This is a genomic window from Devosia oryziradicis (genome assembly GCF_016698645.1).
In the GTDB taxonomy this organism is placed as follows: domain Bacteria; phylum Pseudomonadota; class Alphaproteobacteria; order Rhizobiales; family Devosiaceae; genus Devosia; species Devosia oryziradicis.
In genome coordinates, this window is record NZ_CP068047.1 from 3,350,730 (window position 1) to 3,368,831 (window position 18,102).

Below are 18,102 nucleotides of genomic sequence, written 5' to 3' on the forward strand. Positions count from 1 at the left end.
CTCACTTGAAGCGGTAGGTGATACGGCCCTTGGTCAGGTCGTAGGGCGTCATTTCGCACAGGACCTTGTCGCCGGCCAGGACGCGGATGCGGTTCTTGCGCATGCGGCCAGCGGTGTGGGCGATGATCTCATGCTCGTTCTCCAACTTGACGCGGAACGTCGCATTGGGGAGCAATTCGGTCACCACGCCCGGAAATTCGAGCACTTCTTCCTTCGCCATACTGTCTCCTGAAAAGACCCATAGGGGCATTGCTTGCCGGCCACGGGTCGGAAAGAGGCCTTTACCTACTTCAATTCAATGGATTTGTGAACCACCGGAAACCAATGGCTCGAGCCGGTTGCGCACCCGCTTCCTGAGGCTGTCCCGCAGTTCCCTGTAGGCGCCGAGGACCACCTCGCGACTGCCCTCGGCCAAGGAGGGGTCGGCGGTAGTCCAGTGCTCCACGGCCCCGGCCTCCAGGCCCTTGCGGGTCACGGCTTCGGTTGCGTCGTCGGACAGGGTAATCACCAGGTCGAAACGGTTGGCGACCAGCTCGTCCAGGATATGGGGCGTGTGGACGCTCATATCAATGCCGATCTCTTCCATCACCGCATGGACGAACTGATCGGCCTTGCCGCCATTGACGCCAACCGAGCGGGCGATGATCCGGCCCGGAAAGGCCTGGCGGGCGAGGGCCGCGGCAATGGGTGAGCGCACCGAGTTCATCGAACAGACAAAGAGCACCGAAGGCAGTTCGCTGGTCGCCTCGTCGATCCGCGACGCATAGGGCTGAACGGCGCAAATGAGGGTGAACAAACGCCGCGCGGTGTTAAGATCGATGACCAGCTTGTTGTCGAGACGGGTTCGCAGCAGTTCGGCCGCCTCGTTGTGCATGCCGCGGCGGGCCATGTCGACGGTTTCGATCTGGAACGGCTGGGCCGAGCGGATGGCCTCGTAATAGGCGTCGCGAATGCGGAAGTAATCGCGGATCAGCCGGCGGAAGGGCGTCAGCGACAGATAGTGGGCAGCAATCGGCTGGAAGGTCTCGGGGTGGCGCACGTCGAGGACGATAAAGTTGCCGACAATGGACATGTGCAGCGCAAAGGGACCCGTCGCGGTTACCCTGGCGGGGCGGAAGCAGTTGTCTTCCAACAGATCATAGATGGCGATCCGCCATTCATGTACCTCGTCAGGATTGATCGAGGTGATGGTGTTGGGGTCGAGCGTCACGGTCACCAGGCGATCCGTTTCAGCGGGTCGGGCCGGAGGCTGCATCGAAATGCTCAACGGTTGAGCCTGATGGAAACGGAGCGCCCGTGACCATCGAGCCCCTCGACTTCGGCCAGCGTGACCGCAGCCTGGCTGAGTGCCGAGAGGGTCATGGGATCGCAGCCGAGGATCGACGTGCGCTTCATGAAGTCCAGCACGCCAAGGCCGGAGGCGAAGCGGGCGGTCCCGGCCGTTGGCAGGACGTGGTTGGAGCCGCCGACATAATCGCCAATTGCCTCGGGCGTGTGATGGCCGAGGAAGATCGCGCCGGCGTGCCGAATGGAGGGGAGGATAGACTGCGGATCGTCGAGCGCCAGTTCGATATGCTCGGAGGCGATGCGGTTGGCGAGGACCACGGCTTCGTCGAGCGATGCAACTGATATGACGGCGCTGTAGTCGTGCCAGCCTTCGCGGGCATTGGCCGGATTGGGCAGCAGGTCGATCTGGCGATCGACCTCCGCAGCAACCGAGTCGGCCAGGCCCTTTTCGGTGGTAACGAGGATGGAGCGGGCCCCTGCCCCGTGCTCGGCCTGTGCGATCAGATCCGCCGCGACCCATGCCGAATTGGCCGAGCCATCGGCGATGACCAGCACTTCGGAAGGCCCGGCAATCATGTCGATGCCGACCTGGCCAAACACCTGGCGCTTGGCCGTTGCCACATAGGCGTTGCCGGGGCCGACGATCTTGTCGACGGGTGCGATGGTCGCCGTGCCATAGGCCAAAGCGGCCACGGCCTGCGCGCCGCCGACGCGATAGATTTCGGTCACCCCGGCGATCTTCGCCGCAAGCAGGATCGGCGCGGCAATCTGGCCGCCCGGGGTCGGAACCACCATGGCGATGCGCCCGACACCGGCGACCTTGGCCGGAACGGCATTCATCAGCACCGAGGAGGGATAGGTGGCGAGGCCCCCGGGCACGTAGATGCCGACGGCGTCGACCGGCGTCCAGCGGGTGCCGAGGGTAACGCCGAGCGGATCGGTATAGATGTGGTCGGTCGGCTTCTGTTTTTCGTGGTGGGCCCGGATGCGATCATGGGCGGTCTGGAGGGCGGCGCGAACCTCATCACTGACCCGGGCAGCGGCCTTGTCGATCTCGTCCTGCGGGATTCGCAGGTCCGCAGCGCCGTACCGGGTGCGATCGAACCGGTTGGTTAGTTCCACCAAGGCGTCATCGCCGCGCGTCCGGATATCGGCAATGATGCCAGCGACGGTATCGCTGACGTCCTGGCTCGACTCGCGTTTGCCTTCCAGCAATTGCCGGAAGCGGGACTCGAAATCACGGTCGGCGCTATCGAGGCGAAGAACCATAAGGCGTCCTTAGTCCAGTGCGTGGGCGGGCTTGGCGGTTGCAGCCCAGGCTGCCCCAAGGTCGGACAAGCGGGCCTCGAGGCATTCGACGCCGAGGCGCACCGTGCCGCCGCCGGCGAAACTGAGTTCGATGATGCCGGCCGGGCCATCGATGGGCTGGAAGGTGATGGCGAGCAGTTCGAGCACGCCTTCTGGCGCGGCCGGATCGAAGCCATTGGTGGCGACCGACTGTACGGCATCGAAATGCAGCGCGGCGCGCTTGCGTAGGCCCTTGTCGCGACGGCCGTTGATCGAGGTCCAATCGAAGCGATTCATGAGCAGGGCGAAGCGTCGATCACCGCGGGCATAGCCCATGTCGGCAACGCGAACGACGGCATCCTGCACATGGGCGGAAATGACTTCGAGGTCTTCGGTATCAAGCGCGAGAAGTTTCAGGTCGGTCATAGCTGGTCGGCCCTTGGGACTGGAATGAGCCGTATCTGGTCACCCCAACCCCGATCTACAAGCTTGCAGCCCATGGAGCAATGCAAGCACGGAGAAAAGGGGCAGGCGTATCGCCCGCCACGATGCCGCCAGGCCGTGCTCTCCCTCCTCGGAGGGAGAAGGGAGAGCAGAAGGGCGCTAGCCCGCGACGCGCTCGATTTCCGCGCCGCAGCGGCTGAGCTTGTCTTCGAGGCGTTCGAAGCCGCGGTCGAGATGGTAGATGCGGTTGACCACCGTCTCGCCCTTGGCGGCAAGGCCGGCGATGACCAGCGACACCGAAGCCCGCAGGTCGGTTGCCATCACCTGGGCGCCCTTGAGCTGAGGCTTGCCGGTGACGGTAGCGACCTGGCCGTCGACCGAGATATCGGCGCCGAAGCGGGCGAGCTCGGCGACATGCATGTAGCGGTTCTCGAAGATGGTCTCGCGGATCTGGCTGGTGCCGTTGGCCATGGTCATCAGCGCCATGAACTGGGCCTGGAGATCGGTAGGAAAGCCGGGGAATGGATCGGTTTCCACATCGACCGGCTGGATGCCATTGCCGTTGCGATAGACGCGAAGACCACCTGGCTCCGCCGTCAACTCGACACCCGTACGGCCCAGGACATCGAGCGCTGCCTGCAGATGCTCGGGGCGCGCGCCCCTCAGCAAGACATTTCCCCCAGTCATGGCTGCGGCCATGGCAAAGGTGCCGGTCTCGATGCGATCCGGGATCACGTCGACAGTGGCGCCATGCAGTTTTTCTACGCCCTCGACCGTGATGGTGCGGGTGCCGATGCCGGAGATCTTCGCCCCCATGGCAACCAGGCACTCGGCCACATTGGTGATTTCAGGCTCCTGGGCGGCATTCTCGATGACGGTCGTACCCTTGGCGAGGGTCGCGGCCATCAGGATTGTGTGGGTCGCACCGACCGAGACCTTGGGAAAGGCGATGCGGGCACCCACGAGGCCACCCTTTGGCGCCTTTGCGACAACATAGCCCTCGTCGATATCGATCTCGGCGCCAAGTTCCTTGAGGCCATAGAGGAAAAGATCGACGGGCCTGGTGCCGATCGCGCAGCCGCCCGGCAGGGAGACGCGCGCCTCGTGGCAGCGGGCGAGCAAGGGGCCGATAACCCAGAAACTGGCGCGCATCTTGGACACGAGTTCATAGGGCGCGGTGGTGTCCACGATATCGGCGGCATGGAATGTCATGCGCTGACCCACGCCCTCTTCCTCGCCGCGGCGGCGGCCATGCACTGCGATATCGACACCGTGGTTTTCGAGGATGCGTTCGAGCTGTTTGACATCGGCGAGGCGCGGCACGTTCTGCAGCACCAGCGGCTTATCGGTCAGGAGGGAGGCAATCATCAGCGGCAAGGCTGCATTCTTGGCGCCCGAAATCGGGATTTCGCCATTGAGTTCGTTGCCACCGATCAAACGGATACGGTCCATAGTCTTGTCCTATATGGCGGGCGTGACAGCCCTGCTACCTGGATTGGAGGTAGGCCAAGTCCTAGTTGCCACGTAAGCCAGACTCGCCGTTCTCGATGAAGGCAGGCACGACGCCTGCCAATAGTCTGATAGTCGCCCGAAACTGGTTTACGGTTTATTGACCGTATCGGTTTCGGGTTGCCCGTGCGGGTCAGGCGCCTGTCGCTCCGAATCGGCGCGTGCCTTGGCCTGTCCCTTCCGGCGCTTGAGGTTCTCTCGCAGCTTTGCGGCCAATCTTTGCTCGCGCAAGGCGGCCTGTTCGGATTTGCTCATCTCGGCCATTGAATCGCGTTGGAGCCTCAGGCGGTTGATAGGCGCTTTTTAGCCTTGCGTCGAGGTTTGGCCTATGGCAAAGGAGCCCCCGTCGCGCCGGGCACCAGCCGCGCCCATGACATGCTGCCGTAGCTCAGTGGTAGAGCACCCCCTTGGTAAGGGGGAGGCCGACAGTTCAATCCTGTCCGGCAGCACCATTTTTCCCAACGATCGGCGGTTTCGGAAACAGGCCAGTGCACTGGCTGATACAGTCCGCGCAAAAGCGGACCCCGCCAGCGTGCGCTGACGGGGCCCAGGCAGGCATGCAATGCGCTCAGCGCAGGATGCGCTTGCCGGTCTCCGCGTCGAACAGATGGAGCAGGCTGGTTTCGAAGGCGATGCCGATGGACTCGCCGGGAGCGGCACTGACGCGCTCGCGGAACACACCCACAATGTCGTGGCCGCCCAGGTTCAGCGTCACCTGGGTTTCCGAGCCGGTCGGCTCGATGACGACGACTTCGGCCTTGGCGCCGGCCGGATCGAGCCGCAGATGCTCGGGACGCACGCCCAATGTGATGGGGCCATCGACGACCCCGGCCGGCAGGCTACCCAACTGGATGCTGGTGCCATCGGCAAAACGGAAGGACGAGCCGGCGATCGAGCCGCTGACGATGTTCATGGCAGGCGAGCCAATGAAACCGGCGACGAACAGGTTTGCGGGCCGATCGTAGAGTTCGAGCGGAGTGCCGATCTGCTCGATATTGCCCGAGTGCATCACGACGATCCGGTCTGCCATGGTCATGGCTTCGATCTGGTCATGCGTCACGTAGACCGTGGTGGTCTTGAGGCGCTGGTGGTTTAGCTTGATCTCGCTGCGCATCTGCACGCGCAGCTTGGCATCGAGGTTGGACAGGGGTTCGTCGAACAGGAAGACGGTGGGGTTGCGCACGATGGCGCGGCCCATGGCAACGCGCTGGCGCTGGCCCCCCGAGAGGTGGCGCGGATAGCGCTCGAGATAGGTTTCAAGACCGAGGATAACCGCGGCATTGGCCACGCGGCGCTTGATCTCGTCCTTGGGGACGCGGGCGAGGCGCAGCGAGAAGGCCATGTTCTCCTCGACCGTCATATGTGGATAGAGGGCATAGGACTGGAACACCATGGCGATGTCTCGGTCCTTGGGGGCCAGGTCGTTGACCACGACGCCAGCGATCTCGATTTCGCCGCCGGTGATGTCCTCGAGCCCGGCGATCATCCGCAGCAGCGTGGATTTTCCACAGCCTGACGGTCCGACCAGGATGACAAATTCGCCATCGGCAATGTCAATCGAGACGCCGTGCAGCACTTCCACGCTGCCATAGTTCTTTCGAACATCCCTGATCGTTACGGCACCCATCCAAAGTCCTCCCAGATGATGGTCGAAGCCCCCCGGCCCGCCTGTTTGGCGATTGTCCGATGGGGCGAAAAAACACCCGGCACGACTTGGTTCATCCGTGCGCCGCCCTCCCCGGCAGCCGCGCAGACCATTCGTGCCCAACATCGTGTCTAAAGGGATGGTCCGGCCTCATCAAGTCTTTTGTGGGACAAAAGGTTGACTCTGCGATCGTTCTTCCCCTAATCCTTGGGGTATTCGCTGCCAATGATGGGACAAAAGACCCCGTGGTGCGATGCGTGTGATGGGGCGGGAGGGCCCCGGCACCGGAGGATGAAGCGCATTGCGAAGAGTTGAATGCCGCGCTGCGGCGTCGCGATGGCTCAGCCATGTTTCAACAGGAGGAGACGGAAGCATGACGTCGAAGAAGTTCACTCGCCGTGACGTATTGAGGACCGGTGGAGCCGCCGGCATCGGCCTGTGGGCCGCCGGCAATGGCCTGCCGGTATTCGGCCAGGACGCCCCCGCCCCAGAACTGGATCTGCCGCAGGGCGCTGCCGGCAAGCTGACGGTCATTCACCGTACCGAATATTTCGAGGCGGCGCAGAACCTGTTCCGCGATACGGTCGCCGAGTTTGCCAAGGCCAACAATGTCGAGCTCGACATTTCGACGACCAACCCGGAATCGTTTGGCGACTTCCTGGGCAAGATGACGGCCGCCGTGAAGGCGGGTAACCCGCCCGACCTGGCCTATACCAGCAACGTTTCGGTGCCGCAGATGCACCTGCTGGGCCTGCTCGAGGACGTCAATGACGTGGTCGAGGAAGCCATCAGCAAGTATGGCAACGTGATGCAGGGCATCAACGCCGAAAAGATCGGCAAGATCGACGGCAAGTGGATGGCCATTCCGTTTATCGCCAACACCACCGGCACGTTCTTCCGTGGCGACAAGCTCAAGGAAAAGGGCATCGATCCGGCAACGCTGGACACCTGGGAAAAGCGCCGCGAAGCAGCGCTCGCCATTTCGGACCCGGACAACGAGTTCTGGGGTTGGGGTCTCACGGTCAACCAGGGCGGCGACGGCTGGGGCGTGGCATCGGGCATCCTCAACGCCTTTGGCGGCCACTTCACCGATGAAAGCGGCACCAAGGTCGAGTTCGACTCGCCCGAGACCGTTGCCGCGTACGAGTTCGTGCGCGAGACCTATGACCGCAACGGCAAGTATGCCGCAATGCTGCCTCCCGGCGTCGAAAGCTGGGGCGACACGTCCAACAACGAAGCCTGGCTGGCAGGCAGCATCGGCTACACGCACAATGCGTTCTCGGTTTATGCCGCGTCCAAGCGCGACAACAACCCGGTCTTCCCGAACACCATCCTGCTGCGTCAGCCCAATGCCAATAACGGCGACAGCCGTGACGGCGGTGCGGTCGGCGGCTGGCTGACCATCTTCAAGGGCGCACCAAACCTGGACCTCGCCAAGAAGCTGGCCCTTGACCTGCTCGACCCGGCCAACTTCACCCCGATGTCCTCGATCGCCGGCGGCCTGTTCATGCCGGCCTACGAGAACCTGTGGACCGACGAACTGATCTCGGCCGATCCCAACTACGCGATCATCAAGGACCAGGTCAGCGTGGCCGAGCCGTTCATCGGCCCGTCCTGGCCGGCCCAGCCGGCTGCGCAGATCGACGCGATCCGCGCCCAGGGCATCCTGGAACAGTCGATGGGCAATGTGATTGCCGGTCGCATGACGTCCCAGGAAGCTGTGACCGACGCCCACAACAAGATCGTCCAGATCTTCGAAGAAGGCGGCATCATGTAGCCGAAGAAATGCGCGCGGCGCGGTGGACTTTACCACCGCGCCGCGTGGTTCTTGTCGATCCTGCAGGCGCCGCCCTCAGGCGCCAGCGCTAGGCTTTATCGGTTGCGACCGGGGGCATGACCCCGACGGAGTATTGGCATGGAAGATCGGATGACCTTGACGCTGGGCGCGGCACGACCGCAGCCTTCCCGCAAAAAGCGTCTGGAGGCCCTGTTCGGCCGCGACTGGAAGGTCGGCTATCTGTTCGTGCTGCCCCTGGTCCTCATCATGGCGCTGCTGATCTTCTGGCCATTTGTCAGCGCCATCTTCATCAGCACGACATCGCTCAATTTCCTTACCGGCGAAACCGCCAATGTCGGCCTGCGCAATTACCAGCGGCTGTGGACCAACAGCGATTTCCTGCAGTCGATGCAGAATACCATCCAGTTCACCTTCTGGTCGCTGCTGCTCAAATTTGTCATCGGCATGACCGTGGCGCTCATCCTCAACAGTCGCCTGCCGTTCCGCAGCCTGCTCAGCGGCATCATGCTGCTGCCCTGGATCGTGCCCGAGATCGTGACGGCGCTGGCCTGGAAGAGCATCTACGACCCCATGTTCGGTGGCCTCAACCCGATCCTGCAGGGCGCGGGTGTCATCGACCGGCCATTGGGCTGGCTGTCGGATCCCAGCATGGCGATGGGAAGCATCATCTCGGTCAATGTGTGGAAGGGCATTCCCTTCTTCGTGCTGCTGCTGCTGGCTGGCCTCAAGGCCATCGATCGCGAACAGCTCGAGGCGGCGCAGGTGGATGGTGCCAATGCCGTCCAGCGCTTCCGCAATGTCACCCTGCCCGGCCTGCGCTATGTGATCGTGGTCACCCTGCTGCTGTCGTTCATTTCCACCTTCAACCAGTTCGGCCTGCCCTTTCTGATGACGGGCGGCGGACCGAGCGGGGCCACCAAGCTCTATTCGATCCTCGCCTATGAAAAGGCGCTGGGCTCGCTGCAGTATGGCCCGGGCATCGCCATCGCCTTCAGCGTGGCGCCGTTGATGGCCATCCTGATCTGGCTACTGGCGCGCTTCATGCGCCATGACGACAAGCGCGACGGCGCGTCGGAGCGCGGCCCGGGACTATCCGATCGCCTGCTGGCGGGCGGCACCTGGCTGGTCAATGTGATCATCGACCTCGCCTTCCTGCCTATCCAGTTGGTCTTTGCGGGTATTGAATGGGTGGTTCGTCGCGTGCGCGTCGCTACCGGGCGCTCGCCCGTGCAGCCCATTTTCAAGCAGAGCGCGCGCTCCAATGCGGGGCCGCTGGCCCGGCTGCTGGTCCTGGTGCCGCTGCTGGCATTCGTGCTGTTCCCGTTCTACTGGATTGTGACGACCTCGCTCAAGACGACGTCGCAGATCAGCGAACGCCGCTCGATCTTCTGGCCCGAACCCTTTACCGGCGATCAGTATGTATCGCTGGTCCGCGACACGCCGTTCCTGACCTGGCTGATGAATTCGGTCTTCGTGGCCGCGCTGAGTACCCTGGTCTCGGTGGCCCTGGCGTCCTTGGCTGCCTATGCGCTGTCGCGGCTGCGGTTCCGCGGCGCGGGCCTGCTGACCACGCTGCTGCTCATCACCTATCTGCTGCCGGGTACGCTGCTGTTCATTCCGCTCTACCAGACGCTGACCTCGATGGGTGTCATCAACACGCATGCCGCGCTGATCATCACCTATCCGACTTTCCTTCTGCCCTTTGCCACTTGGGTGCTGATGGGGTATTTCCGTTCCATTCCGATCGAACTGGAGGAAGCCGCCCGTATCGATGGTGCCAGCCGACTGTATATCTTCTGGCGCATCACCCTGCCCCTGGCGGCACCTGCCATCCTGTCGGTGACGCTGTTCGCCTTCACCAATGCCTGGAACGAGTTCCTCTTTGCCTTCGTGTTCATTACCAGCGAATCGTTGCGCACCCTGCCAATCGGCCTGCAGTCGCTGGTCGTTGGCGATATCCTGCCCTGGGGCAAGCTGATGGCCGCATCGTTGCTGACTGCAATCCCCGTGGCCGTGCTCTATGTCTATGCCCAACGCTTCCTGGCCGAGGGGCTAACCGTCGGGGCCGTCAAGGGATGACAACTCCGCCTCGGATGGCGGCGGGCGGCAGTGCGCTCAACGCCTCCATCGTGCGCAACTCGATCCCCTCGGCCGTGGACGCCATGGTGATCAATATCCGTGCGCTGATCTCCGACGGCGGGCTCAGCGTCGGGGACAGCCTGCCCACGGAACGCGAACTGTGCGAGCGTTTCCAGGCCAGCCGGAACACGGTGCGCGAGGCCATGCGCATCATGAAAGCCTATGGCATCGTCTCGGTTCGCCCCAAGGTGGGTGCCATCATCGTCGACGATCGGATGGAGCGGGCCCTCGACCTGTTCTCGTTCAATACGCTCGATATTTCGCGGCGCACGTTTGACGACATCCAGGGCTTCCGCAAACTGATCGAGGTGGGATCGGTGGATGCCATCTTCGACCAGATGCGGCCAGACGACATCGCCGAGATGCGGGCGATCAATGCGCAGATGCGGGCGGCGGCCTCGATCGAGGAGGCCTCCGAGATGGATTTCCGCTTCCATTTCAGGCTGGTTTCCATGCTCGACAACCGGGCGGTGTGCGACGTCTATCGCATCATGAAGCCGGTCATCATTCGCATCATGGAGCGCGCCAAACAGCTCAAGGATTTCACGGTCGATACCTATGAGCAGCATGCCGCTGTGGTGGATGCCTTGGCGATCCGCGACCGCATCCGGTACCAGTATGCATTGCAGTCCCATCTCCAGGTGGGCATCACGACATTTGAAACCCCGCAGGATCTGACGCCGGCCTGACCGGCGCGCCGCAGACCGGGTGCTGGCAACGCCCCGTTCGCGCGATCGTCAACCTGACGGCATTTTAAGAGGAAGAGGCGGCGCGAAGACCTGCGCGCCGGTTCAGGGAGAAGCCAAAGTGAAGATTACCTCGGTCAAGACGGCTGCCACGGTGGGCCACTGCATGCATCTATGGGTCCGCATCGAGACCGATGCCGGCATTACCGGCCTGGGGGAATGCGTCCATGGCGGCCACCAGGCCATCGCCATCATTGAAAAGGAGCTGGCGCAGAAGCTGGTCGGCCGCGACCCGTTTGCCATCGACGCCATCTTCGAGGAAATCCGCCGCAGCCTGGTGTTCGAGGGCGGCTTTGCGGGCGCGCTGATCACCGCGCTGACCGGCGTCGAGATCGCGCTCTGGGATCTCAAGGGCAAGGCGCTTCAAGTGCCGATCTATGAGCTGATGGGCGGCAAGTTCCGCGACAATATCCGCGTCTATTGCGACTGCGAAGTCTCGCCCGGCATGAACATGGACGAAGTGCAGCGCGAAGTGGACGAAGTGCTCGAGGCCGGTTTCACCGCGCTCAAGGTTGACCTCGACATTCGCGCCTATGGCCATACGGGCACGGAAACGGGCTGGTATGAAAAGGACGGCTTCAACATGACTCCCAACAAGTGGGAGCATGACCGCATGGTGCAACTAGCCGAAATGGTGGTGAAGGCGGCGGGCAAGGAAGTTGAAGTCGCGTGCGACCTTCATACAAGGCTCGACAAGCACAGCGCCATCCGCCTGGCCCGGGATCTGGAGCACCTGCAGCTGATGTGGCTGGAAGAACCCATTCCGCCGGAGAATATCGACGTGATGGCCGAGATCACACGCAGTACCTCCACCCCGATCTGCGCCGGCGAGAACCTCTATCTGCGCCATGGCTTCCGTAAGCTGCTCGAGCAGCAGGCCGTGGACATCATCATGCCCGACATTCCCAAATGCGGTGGGCTTTCGGAATGCCGCAAGATCGCCGAGCTGGCCGATCTCTATTCAATCCCCTTCGCGCCGCACAACGTGTCCTCGCCCATTGGAACGATGGCTTCGGCGCAGGTCTGCGCCACAGTGCCCAATTTCCTGGTGCTCGAGTTCCACTGGTTCCACCGGGACTACTGGGCGACGATCACCGATGGCGGCGAGATCATCAAGAACGGCAAGATCGCGCTGAGCGACCGGCCGGGTATCGGGCTCGAACTCAACGAGGAAGTGGCCAAGACCTATCAGTATCCGGGCACGACCTGGTTCGCTTGATCGCATCCGCGCGACATCGGCGGAGGGGCCCGTAGTCGCGCGCCGGGCGCTGGTGACCAAACGCACCGGCGCCCATTTTTCTGCGTCGTTGCCAGCGCTACTTCCAGGTGAAGATGCGCGTGACCGAATAATTGAACACCGAACTCATCAGCGCGCCGGCGAGGCCGGCAACGATGGGCACGGCGCGGGCCTCGTAGATCACCGAGGCTATCGAGACATTGGCAATGCCGCCCAGCGAGCAGACCAGGTAGAAGATGAGCAGCCCCATCCACAGCTTGGCCCCGTGCAGCTTGCGGTCGGCATAGGTGAGGATGTTGTTGATGAAGAAGTTCCAGGTCATGGCGGTGATGGTCGCGACGATCTGAGCCACCAGGAAGGGCTGCGGTGCTACACTGGTCAGCAGCCACAAGACGGCCAGGTGGATGGCCAGTCCACTGAATCCAACCAGGGCAAAGAGCAGGAAGCTTGTGGGCAACAGGCCGCCGGTCAGCTTGGACAGCCACAGGCCGAGGAACTGCAGCACGACGAGCGGGCTCATCTTGCTTTCGCCCGACAGACGCTGGCGGAAAGTGTAGGGAACCTGGGCTATGGCCGGTGGCGTGCCCTTGCGCGTAGCCGTGACGACCAGGTCGAGCAGGATCTTGAAACCTTCCGACGACAGCTGTGGCGCGACGTCGATGAAAAGGTCGCGGCGGAGCATGAAGAAGCCGCTCATGGGGTCGGCAAGTTCCTGGCCGGCCACCAGGGTCGAGAGGCGTGTCGCCAGGTTGCTGCCCCAGAGGCGCAGCGGCGAAAGGCCGTCCCCGGCGGAGCCGCCACCGGCATAGCGCGAGCCGACGGCGATATCGGCGCCGGCGCGAACCTTGGCCAGCATGGCGGGAAGGATGGCTTCATCGTGCTGCAGGTCGCCATCCATCACGGCGACGAAAGGCGCACTGGTGGAGAGGATGCCCTCGGCGCAGGCCGACGAGAGGCCACGCCGGCCCAGCCGCTTGATGCATCGGACATTGTCGTGGAGGCGCGACAGCTCCCAGGCCGCGTCGGCGGTGCCGTCCGGGCTGTTGTCGTCGACAAAGATCAGTTCCCAGTTGATCCCGGCGAGCGCCACTTCCAGGCGCTCCACCAAGGGCGCGACGTTGTCGTGCTCGTTGAAGGTGGGGACGATGACGGCCAGTTCGGGCGCCTGCCGGGTGGCGATAGAGGTAGCGGAGGTCTTGGTCAGGACAGACATGATCGTCTCCTAAGCGCGGGATGGGGCGGTTCGGGCAGCGGAGCGCAGCTCGGCGGTGCGGGTCAGCACCCAGGCCAGCGCGAGCAAGGCAAGGATGCCGCCACCCAGGATGAGGCCGTCGAACAGCGGATCGGGTTGGCGGGGCGTCTTCACCACCTGCAGGAACAGGCTGATGACGGTGCCAGTGGCAAAAACAGCAAGCCCCTGACGCCCGAGAAGGCGGAACGGCGCGGCTGCGGGCGAAGCAGCAAGGGTGCGCATGATGGGCAGGTTGCCGAGCACATAGAACAGGGCCAGCGCATGCAGCAGGCGCGGCAGGGCGAGGAACGTCTTGTCGAACCAGGTTATGTAGAAGGGTGCACCGGCATCGGCGATGAGGGTGAGGACGCCGCGCCCGGCCTCGCCGAGTTGGGGAACCTTGACCCAGAGCAGCACGAAGACGACGAAGGCGGCGGCCAGGCCAAACAGCAGCGGATGATAGGGGATGAAGCGCTTGCGCGCCTTCATGGCCACGCCCGACAGCAAGCCTATAACGAACAGGATCTGCCAGGAGAACGGGTTGAAAAACCAGCCACCCGAGGTGGGAAAGTTCGGCAGGTTGAGGCGGAACTGGCCGGCGACGACCCACAGGGCGACGGACAGCACCAGCATCAGCCACGGACGGCGCAGGCCAACCAGCAGGAAGAGCGGCGTTGCCAGCAGCAGCACGGTATAAAGCGGTAGAATGTTGAGATAACCCAGCTGATGGCTCAACAGCGGAATGCCGATCAGCGTGCTCAGCGGCTGGCCATAAATGGGGGTGATATTGTTCTTGTGCATCACCTCGGGCAGGTCGAACCATAGCGCCGCTGCGGAGAACATGGCCAGGCACAGCATGGTTATGGTGATGTGCACGAAATAGAGCTGGCGCGCCCGGGCCCAGACCTTGGCTACGGCCAGCCAGAGATTGCCCGTTCGGAAGCCGTTGGAATAGGCAAGCCCTGCCGCCATGCCCGACATGAAGACAAAGGCTTCAGCCGCATCGGAGAAGCCGAAATTGCGGTTGGTGAAAGTCTCGTAGATGGTGCCCGGCACGTGGTTGATGAAAATCATCACCAGCGCAATGCCGCGGAACATATCGAGCCGCGCATCGCGGCCAACCGGTGCGGCGGAATTGTTGCGCGTGGTCTCTGTCGACCAGATGGCGCGCATCCAGTTCGGACCAAGCAGGCCGGCGGACCGATAGGCCGTGGTGTCAGGCAGGGACATGGCTTGGCGCCCTCATCGTGACCACGGAGAGTCCGGTTTCAATGGAGAGGGCGGGACCGGCCCAGGCCGCCAGGATGGCGCGCTGCGTCGCCAGCACCGGCGGTGGCGTGATTTCGATCCCGGTGCGGAAAGTCAGCGGCACACGGCGAGACGGACGCGACGTTGCCGAAACCAGGAGCGGCGCAGCCATGGCCGGCAGCATTGCGGGCGCCACCCACACGGCCACGGCTGGGCTGAAAGCCAGCGTGCTGCCCAGCGCCAGGGTTGCAAGGGCCACGATCCACCAGGTGGCGTGGAACGCTTCGCGAAGGCTGACCCAGTTCTGACCACGTCCGGTTGGCGGCCAGCCGCCATCGAGGCCGAGGAACACCTGCGCCACGGCGCGGCTCTGCAGCAAGAGCATGGTCGGCGCCAGGACGGTGGAGAGCGCTATCTCGCCCAGGACCGACAACAGTGCAACCGGCGTGCCGCCGAACAGCCGGTTCTCGCCATCGATCATGCCCCGAAACAGGATCAGCATCTTGGGCAGCACGAGGATGGCTGCCACGGCAAAGCCGAGCGCCCAGACCTCGACCAGGGGCACGCCGAGCCCAGCCAGTACAGGCGGCTGTTCGGGCAGAGCGCCGGCCACGATGCTGATGATCAGAAGTGCCAGCCAGAGGGGCGAGGCCAGGTAGGCCATGATGCCCTGAATGAAAGTGAAGCGGCTCCAGATCTTGAGTCCGGGAGCCGCCAGCAACCGTCCATGTTGCAGGTTGCCCTGGCACCAGCGGCGATCGCGCTTGGCATATTCGATCAGGTTTTCCGGGCCTTCCTCGTAGGACCCCTCGAGCCAGGGCTCGATCTCGACCTTCCAGCCGGCGCGGGCCAACAGCGCGGCCTCGACATAGTCGTGGCTGAGGATGTGGCCGCCGAAAGGCGGCGTCCCGGACAATTCCGGCAGGCCGCAGCTCGAAGCGAAGGCATGCATGCGGACGATGGCGTTGTGCCCCCAATAAGGCCCTTCGCGCCCCTGCATCAGTGCAGCGCCGCGGGCAAAGGTGGGCGACAGATATGAGGCCGCAAACTGAATGGAGCGGCCGAACATGGTTCTGGCGTTGATGATGCGTGGCACGGTCTGCAGCAGGCCGAGTTCTGGGTCGGCCTCCATGCGCTGCACCATGGCAACAATGGTTGCGCCTTCCATCAGGCTGTCAGCATCAAGGATCAGCGCAAATTCGTAAGCGCCGCCCGAGCGGGCCACGAAATCCTCGATATTGCCGGCCTTGCGACCAATATTGCGTTCACGCCGGCGGTAGAAAATGCGGCCTTCGCTCTGCGGCTCTTGCAGCAAACGTTCAAACCACACCGCCTCCTGGGCGGCGCACTCGACCGACTGGGTGTCGGACAGAACGGCAAAATGGAAATGTTCCGCCTGCCCCTCGGCGATCAGGCTGCGGTTCATGGCCGCGATGCGCGAGAAGGTCGCGACAGGGTCTTCGTTGTAAATGGGAACGAGAATGGCAGTGCGTCCGAGAATGGGCGCCGAGGATGGTGCGAGCCTTGGCTTGCGCCGGAACACCCCCAATACAGCGGCGGCGCTGCCCCAGACTAGCCAGAAGCTGCTGATGGCCACCAGCAGGCAACGCAGCAGATCGAGCGCGTTTAGGCTGCCTTCCCCCGCCAGGCGCAGAAAAAGGTAGCTGCCGACCAGACTGAACGCCAAGGCGGTCAGCAGCGCGGCGCAGCGAAACAGGACAGGCCAACCCATGGTTTGGGGTGCTTGGATCAACGACCGGCAAACGCCGAAAGCGTTTCGCGCAGCATGCTCAGCAGCGAGCGGCGCAGTTCCAGGCGCTGCTTGGGCATGGCCAGGGGCGCGTCGGGCAAGCCGTTGGCAAAGGGAAATTCAGCGTTGTGCTTCATGCGAGGGGTCTCCACTGGTAGAGCCAGGTTTCAGTCAGCTTCTTCCCCAAACCAACCAGGTAAGCTTTGAGCTCGAGCGGCGCGACGCCGTCGGTCTCCACGTCAAGGACCAGGCGCCAGACGCCGTTCGCGTCCACGCGCGACAGCACGGAGTTTCGTATGACCCCGCCGCTGACGGTCGCCAGCACGTCTATCGGCGTTCCCGGCGAAAATGTGTCGAGCTCCCCACCCTTGAAGTCGACGACGAACTTGCGAAGGTTGGCAGCATTCTCGACGCCCGACACGCCACCGACCCCGGCCCGGGTCTCGGCGACATAAGCGGTTGCGGCTTTTTCGTCCGGGTCGAGATTGCCCCAGATCAGGCGGTAGGCGTATTCGCGCGCCTGGCCGGCAAGGGCCGGCTCGGAAGGAATCCAGAAGGCGACAATGTTGTCGTCGGCCTCCAACTTGGCCGGAATTTCGATGAGGCGAACCATGCCCTGACCCCACTGGCCCTGCGGTTCGACGCGCAGCGAAGGACGGCGCTCATAGTGCGCACCCGCGTCCTGATAGGTCTCGAAATCGCGGCCGCGCTGATAGAGGCCAAAAGCCTGTGGATTGTTTTCCCAAAAGTAGGAATTGCCCAGAGTCGGGCCGTTGTTGAGCGCGCGCCACATGACTTCGCCGCCTTCGCGCTCGACCAAAAGGCCGTTGCTGTCATGCACCTGAGGGCGATAGTCGTCGAACCCGCCGCGATTGGCTTCGGCGTAGAGGAACATTGAAGTTAGAGGAGCGACACCAAGCTCCTTGACGTCGGCGCGGAAAAACAGCCGCGCCGTGACGTCCATCGTCGTTTCCTGGGTCGCATCGCTGGCCGGGGTGATCACGAAGCGATAGGCACCGGTAACGCTCTCGCTATCGAGCGCCGCGTAGACCGTCAGAGGCCCGCCATTCTGTGGCTTTTCGATGTAGAATTCGGAGAAGCGGGGAAACTCCTCCGGCAGATCGACCCAGGAATTGAGCACCAGACCCCGGGCGCTCAAGCCATAGATGTTGTCGCGGCCGAGTGAACGAAAATAGCTGGCGCCCAGGAACGACACCAATTCGTCATAGGCATCGGGGCGATTGAGCGGATAGTTGACGCGGACGCCGGCGACACCCGGAAACTCCTGCGCCTGTGCGACCTCGGCCACGGCAGTGTCGTGATACTCAAAATCCGCGGCGGCGAAATCGACCGGATGCGCCTGTCCCGATTCAATCTCGAATACCTTGACCGGTTCGGCATAGAGCCAACCCAGATGAAAGGCCTGGAGGCGATAACCGACATTGTCGTCCGCCCACTTGGACGCATCGGCGCGATACTGGACCTTGCGATAGGCGTCGTAGTCGAGCTGCTGGAACGCGTCAGGAAGTTTCGCCGTGACGGGGCTGAACGGCGCAGCTGCCATAGCCTGCATGCGGTCGCTGAAGCTGTCGTAATCGAAGGCAAACGCCGTCTCATCCTGCGCCAGAACCGGCAGAGTCAGCGATGTAGAGGAGAGAAGCAGAGCAGCCGCGCCAAGGCCTTGGAGGATATGACGACGATTGGGCAGGTTGGATTGAGGCTTCACCGGGCATCCTGTCAGTGACGAACTGCCGTGTTTTTGGGTAAAGCTCGAACGCCGA

The 18,102-nt window shown here is 63.1% G+C and carries 15 protein-coding genes and 1 tRNA gene; 5 read left to right on the forward strand and 11 right to left on the reverse strand.

What is annotated here, in order from left to right; all coding sequences use genetic code 11:
- Position 1 precedes the first annotated feature (1 nt).
- From infA to JI749_RS16700, 6 genes are all read right to left on the reverse strand, one after another.
- Entirely contained in the window at positions 2–220 is a 219-nt protein-coding gene (infA, locus tag JI749_RS16675; RefSeq protein ID WP_035082742.1) for a translation initiation factor IF-1, read from the reverse strand.
- Positions 221–295: 75 nt separating this feature from the next.
- Positions 296–1,255: a UPF0262 family protein gene (locus tag JI749_RS17585; protein ID WP_201656565.1), complete on the reverse strand. Its 960-nt coding sequence runs from the start codon at positions 1,253–1,255 to the stop codon at positions 296–298.
- A gap of 8 nt (positions 1,256–1,263) precedes the next feature.
- Positions 1,264–2,556 carry a histidinol dehydrogenase gene (hisD, locus tag JI749_RS16685; RefSeq protein WP_201656568.1) on the reverse strand — a complete coding sequence of 431 codons (1,293 nt, stop codon included), beginning with the start codon at positions 2,554–2,556 and terminating at the stop codon, positions 1,264–1,266.
- A 9-nt stretch (positions 2,557–2,565) separates the two neighbouring features.
- On the reverse strand, positions 2,566–3,000 hold the full coding sequence (locus JI749_RS16690) for a DUF2948 family protein (RefSeq protein WP_201656571.1): 435 nt from the start codon (positions 2,998–3,000) through the stop codon (positions 2,566–2,568).
- Between the two features lie 177 nt (positions 3,001–3,177).
- Positions 3,178–4,470, reverse strand: coding sequence for a UDP-N-acetylglucosamine 1-carboxyvinyltransferase (murA, locus tag JI749_RS16695; RefSeq protein ID WP_201656574.1), 1,293 nt, complete (start codon positions 4,468–4,470; stop codon positions 3,178–3,180).
- A gap of 147 nt (positions 4,471–4,617) precedes the next feature.
- Positions 4,618–4,791, reverse strand: coding sequence for a hypothetical protein (locus JI749_RS16700; protein WP_201656577.1), 174 nt, complete (start codon positions 4,789–4,791; stop codon positions 4,618–4,620).
- A 113-nt stretch (positions 4,792–4,904) separates the two neighbouring features.
- Between JI749_RS16700 and JI749_RS16705 the strand changes: the two genes are divergently transcribed.
- Positions 4,905–4,979, forward strand: a tRNA-Thr gene (locus tag JI749_RS16705).
- A 116-nt stretch (positions 4,980–5,095) separates the two neighbouring features.
- Here the strand turns inward: JI749_RS16705 and JI749_RS16710 are convergent.
- On the reverse strand, positions 5,096–6,154 hold the full coding sequence (locus JI749_RS16710) for an ABC transporter ATP-binding protein (protein WP_201656580.1): 1,059 nt from the start codon (positions 6,152–6,154) through the stop codon (positions 5,096–5,098).
- A gap of 391 nt (positions 6,155–6,545) precedes the next feature.
- Here JI749_RS16710 and JI749_RS16715 point away from each other — a divergent pair, with 391 nt between their 5' ends.
- The 4 genes from JI749_RS16715 to JI749_RS16730 all read left to right on the forward strand — a co-directional run bounded on the left by JI749_RS16715 (position 6,546) and on the right by JI749_RS16730 (position 12,074).
- Positions 6,546–7,949, forward strand: a complete 1,404-nt coding sequence (locus JI749_RS16715; RefSeq protein ID WP_201656583.1) for an ABC transporter substrate-binding protein — start codon at positions 6,546–6,548, stop codon at positions 7,947–7,949.
- Between the two features lie 138 nt (positions 7,950–8,087).
- The gene (locus tag JI749_RS16720) at positions 8,088–10,049 is read left to right on the forward strand and encodes an ABC transporter permease (protein WP_201656586.1); all 1,962 of its coding nucleotides are present in this window, start codon (positions 8,088–8,090) and stop codon (positions 10,047–10,049) included.
- On the forward strand, positions 10,046–10,798 hold the full coding sequence (locus JI749_RS16725; RefSeq protein WP_201656589.1) for a FadR/GntR family transcriptional regulator: 753 nt from the start codon (positions 10,046–10,048) through the stop codon (positions 10,796–10,798). Before JI749_RS16720 ends, JI749_RS16725 begins: the two co-directional genes overlap by 4 nt.
- 118 nt (positions 10,799–10,916) lie before the next feature.
- Positions 10,917–12,074, forward strand: a complete 1,158-nt coding sequence (locus tag JI749_RS16730) for a mandelate racemase/muconate lactonizing enzyme family protein (RefSeq protein ID WP_201656592.1) — start codon at positions 10,917–10,919, stop codon at positions 12,072–12,074.
- Positions 12,075–12,171: 97 nt separating this feature from the next.
- On the opposite strand, the gene JI749_RS16735 is transcribed toward JI749_RS16730, so the two are convergent.
- Genes JI749_RS16735 through JI749_RS16750 form a run of 4 tightly spaced genes read right to left on the reverse strand, consistent with a single transcriptional unit; the run spans position 12,172 to position 18,047 of the window.
- Positions 12,172–13,305 (reverse strand): glycosyltransferase, encoded by a 1,134-nt coding sequence (locus JI749_RS16735; protein ID WP_201656595.1) that lies wholly within the window; start codon positions 13,303–13,305, stop codon positions 12,172–12,174.
- Positions 13,306–13,314: 9 nt separating this feature from the next.
- Positions 13,315–14,553, reverse strand: a complete 1,239-nt coding sequence (locus JI749_RS16740) for an OpgC family protein (protein ID WP_201656598.1) — start codon at positions 14,551–14,553, stop codon at positions 13,315–13,317.
- Positions 14,540–16,441: a glucans biosynthesis glucosyltransferase MdoH gene (mdoH, locus tag JI749_RS16745; RefSeq protein ID WP_201662961.1), complete on the reverse strand. Its 1,902-nt coding sequence runs from the start codon at positions 16,439–16,441 to the stop codon at positions 14,540–14,542. The genes JI749_RS16740 and mdoH overlap by 14 nt, the downstream gene beginning before the upstream one ends.
- Positions 16,442–16,454: 13 nt before the next feature.
- Positions 16,455–18,047 carry a glucan biosynthesis protein gene (locus JI749_RS16750; RefSeq protein WP_233280798.1) on the reverse strand — a complete coding sequence of 531 codons (1,593 nt, stop codon included), beginning with the start codon at positions 18,045–18,047 and terminating at the stop codon, positions 16,455–16,457.
- Positions 18,048–18,102 lie beyond the last annotated feature (55 nt).

Coding starts and splice junctions, on each gene's coding strand:
- JI749_RS16690 (WP_201656571.1), bottom strand. CDS start 3,000: ATGACCGACCTGAAACTTCTCGCGCTTGATACCGAAGACCTCGAAGTC.
- infA (WP_035082742.1), bottom strand. CDS start 220: ATGGCGAAGGAAGAAGTGCTCGAATTTCCGGGCGTGGTGACCGAATTG.
- JI749_RS16740 (WP_201656598.1), bottom strand. CDS start 14,553: ATGTCCCTGCCTGACACCACGGCCTATCGGTCCGCCGGCCTGCTTGGT.
- JI749_RS16720 (WP_201656586.1), top strand. CDS start 8,088: ATGGAAGATCGGATGACCTTGACGCTGGGCGCGGCACGACCGCAGCCT.
- JI749_RS17585 (WP_201656565.1), bottom strand. CDS start 1,255: ATGCAGCCTCCGGCCCGACCCGCTGAAACGGATCGCCTGGTGACCGTG.
- JI749_RS16700 (WP_201656577.1), bottom strand. CDS start 4,791: ATGGCCGAGATGAGCAAATCCGAACAGGCCGCCTTGCGCGAGCAAAGA.
- hisD (WP_201656568.1), bottom strand. CDS start 2,556: ATGGTTCTTCGCCTCGATAGCGCCGACCGTGATTTCGAGTCCCGCTTC.
- murA (WP_201656574.1), bottom strand. CDS start 4,470: ATGGACCGTATCCGTTTGATCGGTGGCAACGAACTCAATGGCGAAATC.
- JI749_RS16710 (WP_201656580.1), bottom strand. CDS start 6,154: ATGGGTGCCGTAACGATCAGGGATGTTCGAAAGAACTATGGCAGCGTG.
- JI749_RS16725 (WP_201656589.1), top strand. CDS start 10,046: ATGACAACTCCGCCTCGGATGGCGGCGGGCGGCAGTGCGCTCAACGCC.
- JI749_RS16715 (WP_201656583.1), top strand. CDS start 6,546: ATGACGTCGAAGAAGTTCACTCGCCGTGACGTATTGAGGACCGGTGGA.
- JI749_RS16735 (WP_201656595.1), bottom strand. CDS start 13,305: ATGTCTGTCCTGACCAAGACCTCCGCTACCTCTATCGCCACCCGGCAG.